Origin of the sequence: Cellulosimicrobium sp. JZ28, assembly GCF_015327065.1 — a bacterium.
Taxonomy (GTDB): Bacteria; Actinomycetota; Actinomycetes; order Actinomycetales; family Cellulomonadaceae; genus Cellulosimicrobium; species Cellulosimicrobium funkei.
Window position 1 is genome coordinate 1,913,664 of sequence record NZ_CP017660.1, and the last position, 18,020, is coordinate 1,931,683.

Sequence of the window (18,020 nt, forward strand, 5' to 3'; positions counted from 1 at the left end):
GCCCCGCTACAGGTACTGGCCGGTGTTGGTGACCGTGTCGATGGTGCGCGGCGAGCCGCCCTCGCCCTTCTTCTGGACGATCGTGCGGATGAAGACGATGCGCTCGCCCTTCTTCCCGCTGATGCGCGCCCAGTCGTCGGGGTTGGTGGTGTTCGGCAGGTCCTCGTTCTCCTTGAACTCGTCGACGCACGCGGCGAGCAGGTGGTCGACGCGGATGCCGCGCTGTCCCGTGGCGAGGAGGTCCTTGATCGCCGACTTCTTCGCCCGGTCCACGACGTTCTGGATCATCGCGCCCGAGTTGAAGTCCTTGAAGTACAGGATCTCCTTGTCGCCGCTGGCGTAGGTGACCTCGAGGAACTGGTTCTCCTCCTCCTCGGAGTACATGCGCTCCACGACCGAGCGGATCATCGCGTCGAGGGCCTCGCGCTGGTTGCCGCCGTGCTCGGCGAGGTCGGCCGCGTGGATCGGCAGGTCCTCCGTGAGGTACTTGGCGAAGATCTCCTTGGCGCCCTCGGCGTCGGGCCGCTCGATCTTGATCTTCACGTCGAGGCGCCCGGGCCGCAGGATGGCAGGGTCGATCATGTCCTCGCGGTTCGACGCCCCGATGACGATGACGTTGTCCAGCCGCTCGACGCCGTCGATCTCGGCGAGGAGCTGGGGCACGATCGTCGTCTCGACGTCCGACGACAGGCCCGTCCCGCGGGTGCGGAACAGCGACTCCATCTCGTCGAAGAACACGACGACGGGCGTCCCCTGCGACGCCTTCTCCCGAGCGCGGGCGAAGATCAGCCGGATGTGCCGCTCGGTCTCGCCCACGTACTTGTTGAGCAGCTCGGGGCCCTTGACGTTGAGGAAGTAGCTGCGCGCCGCGCCCGAGCCGTCCTCCACCTGCTCGCCGCGCGCCCGCGCCACGGTGTGCGCGAGCGAGTTGGCGACGGCCTTGGCGATGAGCGTCTTGCCGCACCCGGGCGGCCCGTACAGCAGGACGCCCTTAGGCGGGTGCAGACCGTGCTCGCGGAAAAGGTCGGGGTGCGTGAACGGCAGCTCGACGGCGTCGCGGATCTGCTCGATCTGGGGCCCGAGACCGCCGATGTCCTCGTACTCGATGTCCGGCACCTCTTCGAGGACGAGCTCCTCGACCTCGGACTTCGGGATGACCTCGAACACGAAGCCGCTGCGCGTGTCGATGGTGAGCGAGTCGCCGACGCGGAGCGTCGTGCGCGCCACCGACCCGGCGAGCCGCACGACCCGCTCCTCGTCGGCCCGGCCGACGACGAGCACGCGGTCGGCGTCGAGGATCTCCTTGACCGTGACGATCTCGCCCGTGCGCTCGTAGCCGCCCGCGGCGACGACGGTCATCGCCTCGTTGAGCTTGACCTCCTGCCCCGGGCGCAGGCGCTGGACGTCGAGGGTGGGGCTCGCGCCGACGTGCATCTTGCGCCCGGCGGCGGACACGTCGACCGACCCGTCCGGGTGCGCGGCGAGGAACACCGCGTACGTCCCCGGGGGCTTGGCGAGGTCGTCGATCTGCCGCTTGAGGTCGAGGATCTGGTCCCGGGCCGCGCGCAGCGCCTCGGCGAGCCTCTCGTTCTTCGCGGACAGCAGCGCGAGCTCGCGCGCGCCGTCCTGCGGGGCCTGGTCGCTACGGCCGAATGTCTCGCTCATCGGGTGTCCCTCTCGCCGCCGGCTCGCCCGACCACGGGTGGACGGCGGACGACGGGCCTCGCGAGGCGCCCGTGCCGACCATCGTCCGGCGGTCGGGTGTAGACCTTAGGCACAAGTCTCGCCCGTGCACACGGACGACACCCAGGGTGAGACGGCGGCGCCCCGATCGTTACCGGACCGTCACGCGCCCGACACGTCGGGCGCCCCGCCGGCCTCGTCCGCGCCCTGCTGCACGCCGTGCTCCGCGCCACGGTCCGTGCTCTGCTCGGCGCCCGGACCGGTCGTCTGCTCGGGGCCCTGGCCGACGTCGCGCCGCACGCGCCGGATCTTCTTCTCGGAGACCGGGCGCTCGCCCAGCTCCTCGGGCGACCACTGCTCCGCGTCGGTCGGGTACGCGCCCTTGGCCGGGCGGCGCTTGCGCTCGGGCGGCGCGACGCCGTCCGCGAGGCGCCGTGCGGTGAGCAGGAACCCGGTGTGCCCGATCATGCGGTGCTGCGGCCGCACCGCGAGACCCTCGAGGTGCCAGCCGCGCACCATCGACTCCCACGCGACGGGCTCCGCGTAGCGGCCGTCGGCCCGCAGGTCCTCCGCGAGACGCGAGAGCTGGGTCGTCGTGGCGACGTAGCACACGAGGACGCCGCCGGGCACGAGCGCGCGCGCGACGACGTCGAGGTTCTCCCAGGGCGCGAGCATGTCGAGCACGACGCGGTCGACCGTGCCGTCCTCGGCGACGGTCGGTAGGACGTCGGCGAGGTCGCCCACAGAGAGGGTCCAGGCCGGGTGCTCGCCACCGAAGAACGTCTCGACGTTGCCGCGCGCGATCGCGGCGAAGTCCTCGCGCCGCTCGATCGAGTGGAGCTCGCCCGCGTCACCGACGGCGCGCAGCAGCGACATCGTCAGCGCGCCCGACCCGACGCCCGCCTCGACGACGCGCGCGCCCGGGAAGATGTCCGCCATCGCGACGATCTGGCCGGCGTCCTTCGGGTAGACGACCGCCGCGCCGCGGGGCATCGAGAGCACGTAGTCCGCGAGGAGCGGGCGCATCGCGAGGTACTCGATCTCGGCGGTGTTGCGCACGACGCTGCCCTCGGGCCGGCCGATGAGGTCGTCGTGCCGCAGGTAGCCCTTGTGCGTGTGGAACGTCGCGCCCGGCGCGAGCGTGATGGTGTGCAGGCGACCGCGCGGGTCCGTGAGCTGGACCTTGTCCCCCACGCGGAGCGGGCCGCGGCGCTCGTCCGCGCCCGTCGCACCGGGGCGGTCGGACGTGCCGTGCGCGGGGGCGGCTGCGCCGTCCCCACCGGGCTGCGGGGTCGGGTGGCCGGGCGTGGTGGCGGGCTCGGAGGTCACGGGCGACCATCCTACGGGCCGCCCGCCCCGCGCCCGACGCCGGTCGGTCGCGCGCGCGGACGGCGCGCCGGTCACCGCCCGCGTCGGGCGTCCCGCAGCGCCGCGACGACCCGGGCGACCTCGAGCGCGCCGACGATGCGGCCGCCGTCGGTCACGACGACGACCGCCGCGTCCCGCCCGACGCGCGAGAGCTCGGCGAGCATGTCCTGCCCCGCGCTGTGGGCGTCGATCGTCGCGGTCCCAGGCAGCGGCACGGCGACGGCGCCGACCGGGGTCGTCTCGGCGGCGTCCGGCGGCACGGCCGACGCCGCGACGTGGTCCACGTACCCGAGGGGCCTGCCTGCGCCGTCCACCAGGACGGCCACCACGTGCGGACCGCCCGCGAGCGCCACCGAGCGCCCGACCGCGCCGACCGTCGCCGTGGACGGCACAGCGACCGCGGGGCGCGCGAGGCTGCGGACGGTGAGCCCGGACACCGCCTCGCGGGTGCGCCCGACGGTGATGGCCTGCCCCGCACCGCTCCACAGGAACGCCCCGATGAGCGCCGCCCAGGCGACGGTCCACAGGTCCGGCCGTCCGCCGTAGGTCAGCGGCCAGATGAGCGCCCACGCGACGACCCCGACGGCGACCGCGCGCCCGACCCATCCCGCTGCGACCGTGCCCTTCGTCCGCGACCCGGTCGCGGCCCACACGGCGGACTCGAGGATCTGGCCGCCGTCGAGCGGGAGGCCGGGCAGGAGGTTGAAGAAGCCGACGAACGCGTTGGAGAACGCGGCCGCGTACAGCAGGAGGGCGGGCACGGAGAAGGTCGGCTGCGCCTGGAACGTCACCCAGAACACGACCGCGAGCGCCAGGTTGGTCAGCGGGCCGACGACCGAGATGAGGAAGCCGTCGAGCGGGCGCGCCGACGTCCCGGAGTACGCCGTGTGGCCGCCCCAGAGCGTCACCGCGAGCTCGGTCACGTGCTGGCCCCGGGCGCGCGCGACGAGCGCGTGCGCGACCTCGTGCAGGAAGACGGACGCGAACAGCAGCAGCACGAACGCGAACGACACGAGGTAGATCTCGGGGCCGAGGTGCGGGGCGAGCCGCTGCACCGTCGGCGCGAACAGGACCGTGAGGATCGCCGCGGCGAGGAACCACGACGGCGTGAGGATCACCGGTGCGCCGACGACGCGGCCGATCACCCAGCCCTTCGTGCGCGGGCCTGCCGGTGCGGGCGTGCGGGGTGCTCGAGTTTCGGGTCCGTCCACCCTGAGAGCCTATGCGCTCGGCGGGTCCGTCCCGACGGCCCGCGCACCGTCGGGCAGGCCGTCCGGGCGCCTCAGGCGGCGTCGTCCTCCATGAGGTCGACGACGTCGCCCGCGACGAGCCGCGACAGGAGCGCGACGTCGACGAGCTCGAGCGACGGCGTCCGGCTGAGGCCCGGCGCCGGGAGCACCGGGACCACGGCCTCGACGCCCAGCGTCGCGGCCCCCGCGGCGCGGGCCGAGGCGATGCCCGCGGGCGAGTCCTCGATCGCGACGCAGCGCGTGACGTCGACGCCCAGGCGCTGCGCGGCGAGGAGGTAGGGCTCCGGGTCGGGCTTGCCGCGCTCGACCTCGTCGCCGCAGACCAGCACCTGGAACGCGTCCGGCGGCGCCATCTCGGCGACGGGCTGGGCGAGCTCGCGGTAGGACATCGTGACGAGCGCGCACGGCACGCCCGCCTCGCGCAGCGCCGTGAGGAGCTCGCGCGCGCCGGGCTGCCACGGCACCTCGACCCGCACCTGCTCGATCACGCGCCCGATGAGGAACGCGACGATCTCGTCCACCGGCAGGTCGACGCCGCCGCGCTCGCGCAGGATGCGCGCCGACTCGCGCAGCGGGTTCCCGACGAGCGACATCGCGTCCTCGTGCGTCCACGTGCCGCCGTGCGCGGAGACGAGCTCGTGCTCCGCCGCGATCCAGTAGGGCTCGGTGTCGACGAGCGTCCCGTCCATGTCCCACAGGACGGCCTCGGGCAACGCGGGGACCTCGGGACGCTCGGCAGAGCGCTGACCTGCGGACGTGCTGTCAGGACGAGAAGGCAAAGCGGTCTCCATCAATGGTCGTGCGACGAACCCCTGCACCCTCGACCCTAACCGGGCGGCTCCGCCGCGAGCGCGCGCCGCCGTTCTCGGCGTGCGGTGGCGCGCGACGGCTTCTGGCGACACCGCTCCCGAACTCGCGCGCCGGTCGACAGAAGCGTGCGGCTTCCCTAGGCTGCTGAGCGCCCGCCACCGCCGTCGGGCCCGACGAAGGAGTCGCCATGTCCGCACCCCCCGTCCGCCGCCCGCTCGCGCTCGCCCTCGCCGGGGTGCTCGTGCTCGCCGGGACCACGCTCCCCGCGAACGCCGCCGTCCCCGATCCCGTGGTGACCGGCCCCGTGCCCACGACGACGGCGCCCGGCGACCCTGCCCACGGGTACCCCTTCCTCGCGACCGACTACGACCTGGCCGCGCGCGGCTACGTCGAGGAGGAGTTCTTCGTCGAGGGCGAGGCGACCCGCTACCTGGCGGACGGCGTGACGGACGCGACGGTCCTCAGCACCGGGCACGCGTTCCGCACCCGCGTCGTGGTGCGCCGGCCCGTCGACCCCGCGACGTTCAACGGCACGGTGATCGCCGAGTGGTACAACGTCTCGAACCAGTGGGACCAGGAGGTCGACTGGTTCCAGACGCACGAGCACCTGGTGCGCGAGGGCTACGCGTGGGTCGGGGTGTCGGCGCAGCGGGCGGGCGTGCACTCGCCCACCGGCCTGCGGGCCTGGAGCCCCGAGCGCTACGGCACGCTCGACCTCACCGACGGCGGCACCGTGACCGACGACACCCTCTCGTGGGACGTCTTCAGCCAGGCCGTGGCCGCGGTCCGCGATCCCGCGGGCACGGCGCCGCTCGGTCCGCTCGAGGCGGAGCGCGTCGTCGCGACCGGGCACTCGCAGTCGGCGGGGCGGCTGTGGTCGTACGTGAACTCGGTCGACCCGCTCGCGGGGGTCGTCGACGCCGTCGTGCTGCACGGCGGGGGCGGGCTGCTGCGCGACGGCCTCGAGACGCCGGTGTTCAAGATCAACAGCGAGACCGACGTCGCGATCGACCTCCTCGGGGCGGCGCAGCGCCAGCCCGACACCGACGTGCGGCGCACGTGGGAGGTCGCGGGCGCGTCGCACGGCGACTGGAAGCTCATCACCGACTACGGGCGGCTGCGGATCCGCGACGTCGGCTCCGCGCCCGGCGGTTACCCCCGGACGCCGCAGACGTGCGAGGAGCCGTCCGGCTCCCGCGTGCCCCAGCACCTGGTCCAGGCGTCGGTGTACGACCACGTGGCCGCGTGGGTCGCGGACGGGACCACCCCGCCGTCGGCGGCCCCCATCACGCTGTCCGACCAGGCGCCGCGCCAGGTGGTGCGCGACGAGCGCGGCCTGGGCCTGGGCGGCGTCCGGCTCGCGCAGCAGGAGGTCCCGACGCGGATCAACTCCGGCGCCAACGCCGGGCCCGGGTTCTGCTTCCTCGACGGCGGCTCGCGCCCGGTGGACGACGCCACGCTCGCGGCCTGGTACCCGGACGCCGAGGACTACCGCGACGCCGTCGTCGCGTCGACCCGTGCCGCGGTGGAGGCGGGCTTCGTGGATGCCGACGTCGCGGCCGACCCCTCCTGGTACACCGACGTCGTCGACCTCGTCGACGAGCGCGTCGCCGCGGGCACGGTCGAGCCGGAGGCCGGGGCGCAGGTGCAGGTCCGGATGCGGCGCGCGCTCGAGGCCGCGGACCGGCGTGACTGGGACGCGGCGCAGACCCTGGTCCAGGAGGCGCTCGCTCTCGGCTCCACGGCGATCGAGGACGCCGGCGCGTCGGCGAACGTCGTGCGCTCGACCACGGCCGTGCTCGGCGTCCTCGCGCTGTCCGCCGCCCTCGACGGCCCCGACGTCTCCGCGACCGCCGTCCCGCGGTGCCTTGCCGGGCGGGCGTACGTCGCGGTCCGCGCGACGAACGACGGCGCGGTGCCCGCGGACGTCACGCTGAGCACGCCGTTCGGCGAGCGCACCGTGGCGGGCGTCGCACCCGGCGCGTCCGCGTACCAGTCGTTCTCGGCGCGCTCGGCCACGCTCGACGCGGGCAGCGCGCGGGTGACGGCCACGGGAGACGGGCGGTCGTCGTCGGACGACGTCGCCTACCCGGCGCTCGACTGCGGCTGAGGCGGCTACGCCGGGCGCGAACCCGCCCCGACGCCGCCGGGCCCGGCCGCATAGGCTGGGGTGATGACCGAGAACGCGACCGAGGGCACCCGCCAGACCGTGATGATCGCGGCGTTCGAGGGCTGGAACGACGCCGGGAGCGCCGCCACGGCCGCCCTCCAGCACCTGCACGAGGTGTGGGGCGCCGAGGACGTCGACGAGCTGGACCCGGAGGAGTACCACGACTTCCAGGTGAACCGCCCGGTCGTCACGACGGACGACGACGGCCGCCGCGAGATCACGTGGCCCACGACGACGATCGCGTCGGCGGTCCTGTCGCCGACGGGTCGCCGCGTGGTGCTCGTGCACGGCATCGAGCCGTCCATGCGCTGGCGCCGGTACTGCCGCGAGCTGCTCGACGTCGCGGAGGAGCACGGCGTGCGCACGGTCGTCACGCTCGGCGCGCTGCTCGCGGACGTGCCGCACACGCGGCCGATCCCCATGACGGCGACGTCGGAGAGCGTGGGTCTGCAGGCCGTGCTCGACGTCGAGCCGAGCACGTACGAGGGCCCGACGGGCATCGTCGGCGTCCTCCAGCACGCCGCGGCCGAGCGCGGGATGCAGTCGGTGTCGCTCTGGGCGGCCGTGCCGCACTACGTGGCGCACCCGCCGTCGCCCAAGGCGACGCTCGCGATCCTCGCGCGCATCGAGGAGCTGCTGTCCGAGCCGATCCCGCTGGGCGACCTGCCGGAGGACGCCGAGGCGTGGCAGCACGGCGTCGACGAGCTCGCCGCGGAGGACGCGGAGATCGCGGAGTACGTCCAGCAGCTCGAGGAGGCGAAGGACACGGCCGAGCTCCCCGAGGCGAGCGGCGAGGCCATCGCGCGCGAGTTCGAGCGCTACCTGCGCCGCCGCGACCGCGGCAACCCGGGCAAGGGCCCGACCGTCTGACGCACGGCCCGCCTCGCGGGCGGCGGTGTCAGCGCGGGGCGGCTCGTCAGAGCCGGACGCCCAGCAGGGCGTTCACCGCGCGCGCGACGACGCCCGGGGCGCCCTCCTCGTCGCGCGAGGTGTCACGACCGGGGCGCAGCGACTCCGCGGCCCAGGCGTCCACGGCGGCGAGCGCCGTCGGGGCGTCGAGGTCGTCGGCGAGCGCGGCGCGCACGGCCGCGAGCGTCGCGGTCGCGTCCGGGCCACCGTTGCCGGACACTGCGTCGCGCCACGTCTCGAGACGTCGTACGCCCGCGGGCAGGTCGTCGTCGGTCCACTCCCACTCGCCGCCGTAGTGGTGCGCGAGCAGCGCGAGGCGGATCGCCATCGGGTCGACGCCCATGGCCCGCAGGTTCGACACGAGCACGAGGTTGCCGCGCGACTTGCTCATCTTCTCGCCCTCGTACGCGACGAGGCCGGCGTGCACGTGCGCGCGAGGCGCACCGCCGCCGGTGAGCATGCGGTCGTGCGAGGACGACATCTCGTGGTGCGGGAACAGGAGGTCTGCTCCCCCGCCCTGCACGTCGAACGGCAGGCCGAGCCCGTCGCGGGAGATGACCGTGCACTCCACGTGCCAGCCGGGGCGGCCGGTGCCGAGCGCGCCGCCGTCCCACGCGGGCTCGCCCGGGCGTTCGCGGCGCCACAGCAGCGGGTCGAGCGCGTCCTTCTTGCCCTCGCGGTCGGGGTCGCCGCCGCGCTCGGCGAAGAGGTGCTCCATGACGTCGCGCGCGAGGCGTGAGACCGAGCCGAACGCGCGGTCGGCCGAGAGGTCGGCGTAGACGTCGCCCAGCCCGGGGTCCGTACCCCCGGCGCCGGGCTCGACCGGGACGCGGTACGCGAGGCCCGCGTCGAGGAGCTGGGTCACCGCGTCCACGACGGCGGGGATCGTCTCCACCGCGCCCTCGTAGACGTCGGGCGGGACGACGCCGAGCGCCGTCATGTCCTCGGCGAACAGCGCGGTCTGCTCGACGGCGAGCGCGCGCCAGTCGACGCCGGTCGCGGCGGCACGCTCCAGCAGCGGGTCGTCGACGTCGGTGACGTTCGACGCGTAGCGCACGCGGTGCCCGGCGTCCGTCCACGCGCGCACGAGCAGGTCGAACGCGACGTAGGTGGCCGCGTGGCCGATGTGCGTCGCGTCGTAGGGCGTGATGCCGCACACGTACAGGGTGGCGTCCTCGCCCGCGGCGGCGACGACGAGCTCACGGGTCGACGAGTCGTGCACCCGGACCGGGAGGCCTCGTCCGGGGAGCTCGGGGATCTGCGGGGCGGGCCAGCTGTGCACGCGTCAACCTTAGCCGCCGGGGCGCCGCCGTCGGACCGCCGTCCGGCACGCGAGCGACGCGCGGAGCCGCGCCCGACGGCGACCGGGCAGGTCCGTGCGGGGCGCGGGACAATGCGGACGTGACGAACCCCACCGAGCCGCAAACGGGCACCCCGCCCGACGGCGCGCCCGCCCCCGCGCCCCGACGACCGACCGTGCGCGCCGTCGCGGCGTGGACGGTCGAGCCCGGCGCCGACGGCGTGCACCCGGCCGATCCCGGCACCCTGGACACGCCCGGCGACCGGCACGCCGCCCGCGCCACGGTGACCTGGGCGCGTCTGGAGGACCTCGACGCCGTGCTCGACGCCGCGGCCCAGGTCACGACCGGGGTGGGCCCGACGCGGCAGGACCTCGCGCGGCACAACCGCCACCCCTTGGCGCACGTGCGCCGGGTCGCGGCGGACTGGCTCCTCCTGGTGACCCCGACGGCATGGTTCACCGAGTCGGACCGCCAGGTGCACACGGGCCAGTTCGCCGCGCTGCTCGGCCCGGGCCTCGTCCTCACCGCCGAGGAGGGCGACGCGGACGTGCACGCGATCATGCTCGACAAGGTCGCCGCGCCCGGCGACCCCCACGGCTCGCCGGTCCAGCGGATCGTCTCCGCCGCGGTCCTCGCCATCGTCGGCGGCGCCTCGCAGGTCGAGCTGGGCCTGGGCGACGCCGTCGCCGACACCGAGCGCGTGGTGTTCGACCAGCAGCGAGAGGACCCGGTCGAGCGCATCTACGACCTCAAGCGCGAGATCACCGAGGCGCGGCGCGCCCTCATGCCCGTCACGGCGGAGCTGCCCGAGCTCCTCGACCCGGACGTCCCCGACCACCTCGGGGTGAACCGGCGCATGCTCGAGCGCGTCGTGACGACGGTCGAACGGATCGACCGGCACCTCGACGCGCACGACGACCTGCTCTCGGACATGCTCCAGGTCCACATGACCCAGGTCTCGGTGCGGCAGAACGAGGACATGCGCAAGATCTCGGCGTGGGCGGCGATCCTCGTGTACCCGACGATCGTCGCGGGCGTGTACGGGATGAACTTCCGCAACATGCCGGAGCTGCACTGGGCGTTCGGCTACCCCTTCGCGCTCGCCCTCATGGCGGGCGGCTGCGTCGTGCTCTACCGCGTCTTCAAGCGCGTCGGCTGGCTCTGACCGCGGCCCGAGAGGGTCACGGCGTCGAGACGGCCGTCCCGCCCGGCTCCAGCACGCCGACGAGCAGGAGCAGCACGACGAGCGCCGCGAGCACGAGGCGGTAGACCACGAACGGCGTGTAGCTGAAGGTCGAGACGATCTTGAGGAACGCGATGATGACGAAGTACCCGACGACGAACGCGACGAGCGTCGCGATGAGGGTCGCCCCGGCGCCGGGGGCCCCGGGTGCCGGCTCGTCCGCGGACTTGAAGAGCTGGTAGAAGCCCGAGCCCATGACGGCCGGGATCGCGAGGAGGAACGAGTAGCGCGCCGCCGCCTCGCGCGTGAAGCCCATGAGCAGGCCGGCGGTGATCGTGCCGCCCGAGCGCGAGACACCGGGGACGAGCGCGAGCGCCTGCGCGAAGCCGAACGCGACCGCCTGCCCGGCCGAGAGCTCGCGCAGCGTGCGGCGCTTGGCGCCGATGCGGTCGGCCCAGCCGAGCAGGAGCGCGAACACCGCGAGCATGAGCGCCGTCAGGTAGAGGTTCCGGAACGTGTTCTCGATCGCGTCCTGGAACAGCAGGCCGAGCAGCACGATGGGCACCGAGCCGAGCGCGATGTACCAGGCCATCGCGGCGTCGTGGTCGTGCCGGCCGAGCCGCGCCCGCCAGTCCGTGCCGTGGTCGCCGCGCACCGAGCGCCACCACGCGGCGCAGATGCGCGCGATGTCCCGCCGGAAGTACAGCAGCACCGCCGTCTCGGTCCCGATCTGCGTGATCGCTGTGAAGGCGGCACCCGGGTCCTGCGACCCGATCAGCTCGCCGACGATGCGCAGGTGGGCGCTCGACGAGATCGGGAGGAACTCGGTCAGGCCCTGGACGAGGCCGAGGAGGACGGCTTCCCACGCGTTCACGAGCGGTCACGATACCCGCTCGGGGCGCGGCAGCCGCGCACGTGCGGGCCCGAGGCCGAGCGGGTGAACCTGGCCCGACCAGGTCCCCGACCGCGCGCCCCGACGGTCGCCCGCGGGCCCCCGCCGGTACCCTCGGCAACCATGGAGAACCGCCACCTCGGCAGCACCGGCCTGCGCGTGTCCGAGCTCGGGCTCGGCACCATGACGTGGGCCCGGGACACGGACGAGCTCGACGCGGCCGAGCAGCTGCGGGACTTCGTGGACGCCGGCGGCACCCTCGTGGACACGGCCGCCTCCTACGCCGACGGCGACGCCGAGTCGCTCCTGGGGTCGCTCCTCGGGGCGAAGGTCGACCGGCGCGACGTCCTGCTGTGCACCAAGGCGGGGGTGCGCCACACGCCGTCGGGCCCCGTGGTCGACGCGTCCCGCGGTGCGCTCCTCGACTCGCTCGACGACTCGCTCGCGCGCCTGGGCACCGACCACGTCGACCTGTTCCTCGTGCACGCGCCCGACCCGCGCACGCCGTTCACCGAGACGCTGTCGGCGCTGCGCCACGCGGTGACGTCCGGGCGCGCGCGCTACGTCGGGCTGTCCAACCACCCGGGATGGGCGACGGCGCGGGCCGCGACCCTGCTCGGCGGGACCGACGACGTCGGCCTCGCCGCCGTCCAGCTCGAGTACTCGCTGCTCCAGCGCGGCGCCGAGCGCGAGGTCGTCCCGGCCGCCGGGTCGCTGGGCCTGGGCCTGCTCGCGTGGTCCCCGCTCGGTCGCGGCGTCCTCACCGGCAAGTACCGGCGCTCGCTCCCCGCCGACTCGCGCGGCGCGTCCCCGCACCTCGCCGCGTTCGTCGAGCCGTACCTCGACCACGCGTCGTCAAGGATCGTCGAGGCCGTCGTGACCGCCGCGGAGGGCCTGGGCCGCGCGCCGCTCGACGTCGCGCTGTCCTGGCTCCTGGGGCGCCCCGCCGTCGCGAGCGCGGTCGTCGGTGCGCGCACCCCTGCGCAGCTGCGCACGTCGCTCGCCGCGACCGACCTCGTGCTGCCCGACGCCGTGCGCGCGGCGCTCGACGACGTGAGCGCGCTCGACGTCGGCTACCCCGAGAGGTGGTGACCCCGCCCCTCCCTCGGCGACCTCGGGCGGCTCAGCGCGCGCCGTCGGTCTCGAGCTCGCCGGAGAGGACGTCGTCGTCGAGCGTGTCGTCGAGGTCGTCGTCCTCCTCCGCGTCGTCGTCCTCGTCGTCCTCGTCGTCGTCCTCCTCCGCGAGGTAGAACGGCGTCGCCTCCCCGTGCACCTGTCCCAGCGCCTCGTCGTACACCTCGAAGGCGTCCCCGAGGACGTAGTAGGCGTCGTCGACCGCGGGGTCGTCCTCCCCGCGACGTGCGGCGACGGCGTTGTAGTGGGCTTCGAGCGCGGCGATGAACCGGTCGAGCGCGGCACGCGGGTCAGCGGTCATACCCTGACCGTAGCGCCGAGAGGGGCACAATGGCACTCGTTGGCCGGGTCGGTCCCACCACCCGGCCCGCGACCGAGACAGGCGAGAGAGGACGGTGGCACGTGGAGGAGAGGCCGACGTCACGCCGGAGGTCCGGATGGGCCGCGCACGGCGGGCAGTACGAGTACCGCGTCCTGACGATCGACCGCTCCACGAGCCGGTCGGACGCGAGCAGGCTCCTCACCGACGAGGCGGAGTACGGGCGCTGGGAGCTGGCCCGCACCCGGCTGTACGTCGGGGGCGAGCGCCGGGTCTGGCTGCGGCGCAAGATCATCCGGGTCAGCTCGACGCTGTGAGCACGATCCGGTGAGAGCGGCCCGGTGAGCGGCGAGCACGAGGCGGCGCCGGCCGTCTTCACGAAGTCGCGCGCCGCGGCGCCGGCAGGGTTCTTCCGCTGCGAGGCCGCCGGGCTGGCGTGGCTCGCCGTCCCGGGCGGGCCGCGCGTCGCCCGCGTGCTCGACGTCGGCCCCGACCACCTCGACCTGGAGCGCGTGCCGACGACCGCGCCGACCCGCGAGGCGGCCCGCGTGTTCGGGCGGGCGCTCGCCGTCGTGCACGACGCCGGGGCGCCGGCCTGGGGCGCGGCCCCGCCCGGGTGGTCGGGTGAGGCGTTCTTCGGCCCGCTCGACGACCCGCTGCCGCTGCCCACGGGTGCGTGGCCGGACTGGCCGACCTTCTACGCCGAGGCGCGCCTCCTGCCGGTCGCGCGGCAGGGCCGCGACCGGGGTGCGCTCGACGCCGAGGACGCGCGGCTCCTCGACCGCCTCGCCGCGCGCCTGCCCGACCTCGCCCGCCCCGCGCTCGACGACGCGCCGGCGCGCGTGCACGGCGACCTCTGGTCGGGCAACGTGCTGTGGGCGCCACGCGGGGGCGGTGGGCCGGACGACCGCACGGGCGGCACGGCGGGCGCGGTCGAGGCGGTGCTCATCGACCCGGCCGCGCACGGCGGGCACCGCGAGGCCGACCTCGCGATGCTCGCGCTGTTCGGCGCGCCGTTCCTCGACGAGATCCTCGCCGCGTACGACGCCGCGCACCCGCTCGCGCGCGGGTGGCGCCACCGCGTCGCGCTGCACCAGGTGTACCCGGTCGCGGTGCACGCGGTGCTGTTCGGCGGCGGGTACCGCGCGCAGCTGCGCTCCTCCGTCCGGGCGCTGCTCGGCGAGACCTGACCGCGCGACGCCCGCCGGTCAGCAGGTGCGCAGGAGCCGGTCCAGGACGCGCACGCCGAACCGCAGCGAGTCGACGGGCACGCGCTCGTCCACGCCGTGGAACATGCCGGAGAAGTCGAGGTCGGCGGGCAGGCGCAGCGGCGCGAAGCCGTAGCCCGTGATCCCGAGCCGGGCGAGCGACTTGTTGTCCGTGCCGCCCGACAGCGTGTACGGCAGCACCGTCGCCTCCGGGTCCTCCGCGAGCAGCGAGTCCACCATGGCGTCCACCAGGTCGCCCGCGAACGGCACCTCGAGCGCGATGTCGCGGTGGATCTCCTCGACCCGCACGTGCTCGCCCGCGAGCGCGCGGAGCGTCGCGAACCCGTCCTCCTCGTGGCCCGGCAGGAGGCGCGCGTCGATCGCCGCCTCGGCGCGACCGGGGATGACGTTCGCCTTGTAGCCCGCGGAGAGCTGCGTCGGGTTCGACGTGTGCCGCACCGTGGCGCCGACGAACCGCGACGCCGGGCCCAGCGCGGCCACGAGGGCCTCGATCGACCGGGAGTCCTCGGGGTCGTACCGCAGGCCCGTGAGGTCCGCGACGCCGCGCAGCAGCTTGTCGACCGTCGGCGTGAGCGTGTTCGGCCAGTGGTGCGTCCCGATGCGCGCGACCGCCTCGGCGAGCCGCGTCACCGCGTTGTCGTCGTTCACCTGCGACCCGTGCCCGGCGCGGCCCTCCGCGACGAGGCGCAGCCAGGCGATGCCCTTCTCCGCCGTCTGGAGCAGGTAGGCCCGCCGTCCCCCGACCTCGACCGAGAACCCGCCGACCTCGCTGATCGCCTCGGTCGCGCCCTCGAACAGCTCGGGCCGGTGGTCGACGGCGTAGCGCGCCCCGTAGGCGCCGCCCGCCTCCTCGTCCGCGAAGAACGCGACGACGACGTCGCGCGCGGGCTTGCGGCCCTCGCGCACCATCTGGCGCACGACAGCGAGGATCATCGCGTCCATGTCCTTCATGTCGACGGCGCCGCGCCCCCACAGCAGGCCGTCGATCTCCTCGCCCGCGAACGGGTCCACCGACCAGTCCTCCGCCTGCGCGGGGACGACGTCGAGGTGGCCGTGGAGCACGAGCGCCGGTCGCGTCGGGTCCGCGCCCTCGAGCCGCACGACGACGCTCGCCCGGCCGGGCTCCGACTCGAACAGCTCCGGCTCGAGCCCGACCTCGTGCAGCAGCCCCATGACGTACTCCGCGGCGGCCCGCTCCCCCGGGCCCGACCCGTCGCCGAAGTTCGACGTGTCGATGCGCAGCAGCTCGCGGCAGATCCGCACGACCTCGTCCTCGGCGCGGGGCACCGCGCCGGGGGTCGCGTCGGTCGCCGCGGGGGCGCTGGCCAGGGAGTCCGGGTGCGGAGCGGTCATGAGCGACACGCTACCCGTCGCCGTCGGGCGTGCGGACCGCCCCGCCCGACCGCCCGTATGCCGGACACGTCGTCGCCCCACGAACCGGCGGAGGCAGCCTCCCGCGGTCCCCGGGGCCGGGCGTCGGCCGGGCGGCGTGCGCGCGCCCGGAGCGGACCCTGGGCGGGGCCCGGGGAGGCTCGGGGCCTCCCCGGGCCGGCGGCTCAGGCGTCGAGGCCGCGCCGCGCGAGGAGCGGCGCGATGTCGGCGTCGCGGCCGCGGAGCTCACGGAACGACTGCAGCGGGTCCTGCGAGCCGCCGCGCGCGAGCAGCACGCGGCGGAAGCGCTCGCCGTTCTCGCGCGACAGGCCGCCGTTCTCGCGGTACCACTCGACCGTGTCGGCGTCGAGGACCTCGGACCAGATGTAGGAGTAGTACCCGGCCGCGTACCCGCCCCCGAACACGTGGTTGTAGTACGTCGTGCGGTAGCGCGGCGGGACGGGCCCGAAAGCGACGCCCGCCGCCTCGAGCGCGGCGGCCTCGAACGGCACGACGTCCGCCTCCGACGCGGGGACGCCGTCGGGCCCGACCTGGTGCCAGGCCTGGTCGAGCAGCGCCGCGGCGAGGTACTCGGTCGTGCCGAAGCCCTCGTTGAACTGGCGCGAGGCGAGCATCGTGTCGACCCACTCGGCGGGCATCGGCTCGCCCGTGACGTGGTGCACCGCGTAGGAGCGCAGGACCGACGGCTCCCACGCCCACATCTCGTTGACCTGCGAGGGGTACTCGACGAAGTCGCGCGGCACCTCGGTGCCGGACTGCGACGGGTAGCGCACGTCGGAGAACAGGCCGTGCAGCGCGTGCCCGAACTCATGGAAGAGCGTGATGACCTCGTCCCACACCAGCAGCGTGGGCTGGCCTGCCGGCGGCTTGACGATGTTGAGGTTGTTGACGACGACCGGCTTCTGCCCGAGCAGGTGGTTCTGGTCGACGAGGTTGTTCATCCAGGCGCCGCCGCGCTTGGACTCGCGCGTGTACCAGTCGGCGAGGAACAGCCCCAGGCCCTGGCCCGGCTCCCCCGGCGTCTCGGCGTCGAACACCTCGAAGACGCGCACGTCCGGGTGGTACCCGACGAGGTCGTGGCGCTCGGCGAAGGAGATGCCGAACAGGCGGTTCGCGGCCAGGAACACGCCGTCGTGCACGACGCGCTCGAGCTCAAGGTACGGGCGCAGCAGCGCGTCGTCGAGCGCGTAGCGGTCCTTGCGCACGCGCTCGGCGTAGAACGACCAGTCGGACGCGCGCAGCGTCGCGCCCGGCTCGTCGGCCCGCAGCGCCGTCTCGAGGTCGGCCGCCTCGCGGCGCGCGTTCGCGACGGCGGCGGGAGCGAGCCGCGCGAGCATCGCGTTCACGGCCTCGGTCGTCTTGGCGGTCGCGTCCTCCGCGACGTACGCGGCGTGGTGCTCGTAGCCGAGCAGGCGCGCGCGCTCGGCGCGCAGGCGCACGGTCTCCAGCACGATCTCGCGCGTGTCGTGGTCGTCGCCGGTCGCACCGCGCGACTCCGACGCCTGCTGCACGCGCTCGCGCACGTCGCGGCGCGCGAGCGAGGCGAGGACGCCCTGCTGGGTGGGGAGCTGCATCTCCAGCAGCCACGCGCCCTCGTGCCCGCGCGCGGCGGCGGCCGCCGCCGCGCCCGCGACGGCGTCCTCGGCCAGGCCGTCGAGCTCCGCACGGTCGGTGACGAGCACGCTCGCGGCGTTCGCGCCCGCGAGCAGCTTGCGGCCGAACGCGGCCTCGAGCGTGGTCAGGCGGCCGTTGAGCGTGCGCAGGCGCTCCTGCTGCTCGGCGTCGAGCTCCACGCCCGAGCGGCGGAACCGGACGAGCAGCGTGCGGAGCAGCCACGCGGCGTCGGGCTCGAGGGTCTGCTCGCCGGCGTCCACCGCGTCCTGGAGCGCGCGGGCGCGGGCGTAGAGGCGCGCGTCCATGTAGATCGCGTCGTGGTGGGCCGCGAGCTCGGGCGCGAACTCCTCCTCGATCTGCTCCAGGCCCGGCGTCGCGTCGGCCGAGAGCTGGTTGTAGAACGCGTTGAGCACGCGCGCGAGGTCGCGGCCCGACCGCTCGAGCGCCTCGAGCACGCTCGCGGCGGTGGGCGGCGCGTCGTCGGTCGCGATCGTCTCGATCGCCGCGCGCTGCGCGGCCGTCGCGGCCCGCAGCGCCGGGAGGTAGTGCTCCTCACGGATCGCGTCGTAGTCGGGCAGCTCGTACGGCAGCACGGACGGCGCCGCGAACGGGTTGGCGGGGTCGAGGTCGAGGAGGGCCGGCGCGGTGGTGGGCGCGGGCGCGTCGGCGCGCGTCGTGGGCTCGGAGGTCATGGTGCCCATCTTGACCCCGCGGGCAGGCGCGACGGAAACGGACACCCCGCCGTCCGGAGCACGGCGGCGGTAGG

15 protein-coding genes are annotated in these 18,020 nt (G+C 74.9%); 6 read left to right on the forward strand and 9 right to left on the reverse strand.

Going from position 1 to position 18,020, the window contains the following annotated elements; genetic code table 11:
- Window positions 1-6: 6 nt before the first annotated feature.
- The 4 genes from arc to BJP59_RS08830 all read right to left on the reverse strand — a co-directional run bounded on the left by arc (window position 7) and on the right by BJP59_RS08830 (window position 5,014).
- Window positions 7-1,665: a proteasome ATPase gene (gene arc, locus BJP59_RS08815; protein WP_171467940.1), complete on the reverse strand. Its 1,659-nt coding sequence runs from the start codon at window positions 1,663-1,665 to the stop codon at window positions 7-9.
- Between the two features lie 180 nt (window positions 1,666-1,845).
- A complete protein-coding gene (locus BJP59_RS08820) occupies window positions 1,846-2,877 on the reverse strand; it encodes a tRNA (adenine-N1)-methyltransferase (RefSeq protein ID WP_228485415.1) in 1,032 nt (343 codons plus the stop codon).
- Between the two features lie 206 nt (window positions 2,878-3,083).
- Complete coding sequence (locus BJP59_RS08825) at window positions 3,084-4,262, reverse strand: site-2 protease family protein (RefSeq protein WP_228485354.1); 1,179 nt, start codon at window positions 4,260-4,262, stop codon at window positions 3,084-3,086.
- A 71-nt stretch (window positions 4,263-4,333) separates the two neighbouring features.
- Window positions 4,334-5,014, reverse strand: coding sequence for an HAD family hydrolase (locus tag BJP59_RS08830; RefSeq protein WP_228485355.1), 681 nt, complete (start codon window positions 5,012-5,014; stop codon window positions 4,334-4,336).
- A gap of 284 nt (window positions 5,015-5,298) precedes the next feature.
- Here BJP59_RS08830 and BJP59_RS08835 point away from each other — a divergent pair, with 284 nt between their 5' ends.
- Both BJP59_RS08835 and BJP59_RS08840 read left to right on the forward strand, forming a co-directional pair.
- Window positions 5,299-7,221, forward strand: coding sequence for an alpha/beta hydrolase domain-containing protein (locus BJP59_RS08835; RefSeq protein WP_194522744.1), 1,923 nt, complete (start codon window positions 5,299-5,301; stop codon window positions 7,219-7,221).
- A gap of 63 nt (window positions 7,222-7,284) precedes the next feature.
- The gene (locus tag BJP59_RS08840) at window positions 7,285-8,151 is read left to right on the forward strand and encodes a PAC2 family protein (protein WP_021482086.1); all 867 of its coding nucleotides are present in this window, start codon (window positions 7,285-7,287) and stop codon (window positions 8,149-8,151) included.
- Between the two features lie 46 nt (window positions 8,152-8,197).
- Here the strand turns inward: BJP59_RS08840 and mshC are convergent, their stop codons facing one another.
- Window positions 8,198-9,472 carry a cysteine--1-D-myo-inosityl 2-amino-2-deoxy-alpha-D-glucopyranoside ligase gene (mshC, locus tag BJP59_RS08845; protein ID WP_194522745.1) on the reverse strand — a complete coding sequence of 425 codons (1,275 nt, stop codon included), beginning with the start codon at window positions 9,470-9,472 and terminating at the stop codon, window positions 8,198-8,200.
- A 119-nt stretch (window positions 9,473-9,591) separates the two neighbouring features.
- Here mshC and BJP59_RS08850 point away from each other — a divergent pair, with 119 nt between their 5' ends.
- The gene (locus tag BJP59_RS08850) at window positions 9,592-10,656 is read left to right on the forward strand and encodes a magnesium and cobalt transport protein CorA (protein WP_194522746.1); all 1,065 of its coding nucleotides are present in this window, start codon (window positions 9,592-9,594) and stop codon (window positions 10,654-10,656) included.
- A gap of 16 nt (window positions 10,657-10,672) precedes the next feature.
- Here the strand turns inward: BJP59_RS08850 and BJP59_RS08855 are convergent, their stop codons facing one another.
- Window positions 10,673-11,548: an undecaprenyl-diphosphate phosphatase gene (locus BJP59_RS08855; RefSeq protein ID WP_021482775.1), complete on the reverse strand. Its 876-nt coding sequence runs from the start codon at window positions 11,546-11,548 to the stop codon at window positions 10,673-10,675.
- Between the two features lie 141 nt (window positions 11,549-11,689).
- On the opposite strand from BJP59_RS08855, the gene BJP59_RS08860 reads away from it, so the two are divergent.
- Entirely contained in the window at window positions 11,690-12,658 is a 969-nt protein-coding gene (locus tag BJP59_RS08860; RefSeq protein ID WP_194522747.1) for an aldo/keto reductase, read from the forward strand.
- A gap of 31 nt (window positions 12,659-12,689) precedes the next feature.
- Here BJP59_RS08860 and BJP59_RS08865 read toward each other — a convergent pair whose 3' ends face one another.
- Window positions 12,690-13,001, reverse strand: a complete 312-nt coding sequence (locus BJP59_RS08865) for a hypothetical protein (protein ID WP_034651396.1) — start codon at window positions 12,999-13,001, stop codon at window positions 12,690-12,692.
- Between the two features lie 101 nt (window positions 13,002-13,102).
- Here BJP59_RS08865 and BJP59_RS08870 point away from each other — a divergent pair, with 101 nt between their 5' ends.
- Both BJP59_RS08870 and BJP59_RS08875 read left to right on the forward strand, forming a co-directional pair.
- The gene (locus BJP59_RS08870) at window positions 13,103-13,336 is read left to right on the forward strand and encodes a DUF5703 family protein (RefSeq protein ID WP_009861400.1); all 234 of its coding nucleotides are present in this window, start codon (window positions 13,103-13,105) and stop codon (window positions 13,334-13,336) included.
- A gap of 24 nt (window positions 13,337-13,360) precedes the next feature.
- Window positions 13,361-14,209, forward strand: a complete 849-nt coding sequence (locus BJP59_RS08875) for a fructosamine kinase family protein (RefSeq protein ID WP_194522748.1) — start codon at window positions 13,361-13,363, stop codon at window positions 14,207-14,209.
- A gap of 18 nt (window positions 14,210-14,227) precedes the next feature.
- On the opposite strand, the gene BJP59_RS08880 is transcribed toward BJP59_RS08875, so the two are convergent.
- Both BJP59_RS08880 and BJP59_RS08885 read right to left on the reverse strand, forming a co-directional pair.
- Window positions 14,228-15,601 (reverse strand): M20/M25/M40 family metallo-hydrolase, encoded by a 1,374-nt coding sequence (locus BJP59_RS08880; protein WP_194522749.1) that lies wholly within the window; start codon window positions 15,599-15,601, stop codon window positions 14,228-14,230.
- Between the two features lie 203 nt (window positions 15,602-15,804).
- Entirely contained in the window at window positions 15,805-17,946 is a 2,142-nt protein-coding gene (locus tag BJP59_RS08885) for a M3 family metallopeptidase (RefSeq protein ID WP_194522750.1), read from the reverse strand.
- Window positions 17,947-18,020 lie beyond the last annotated feature (74 nt).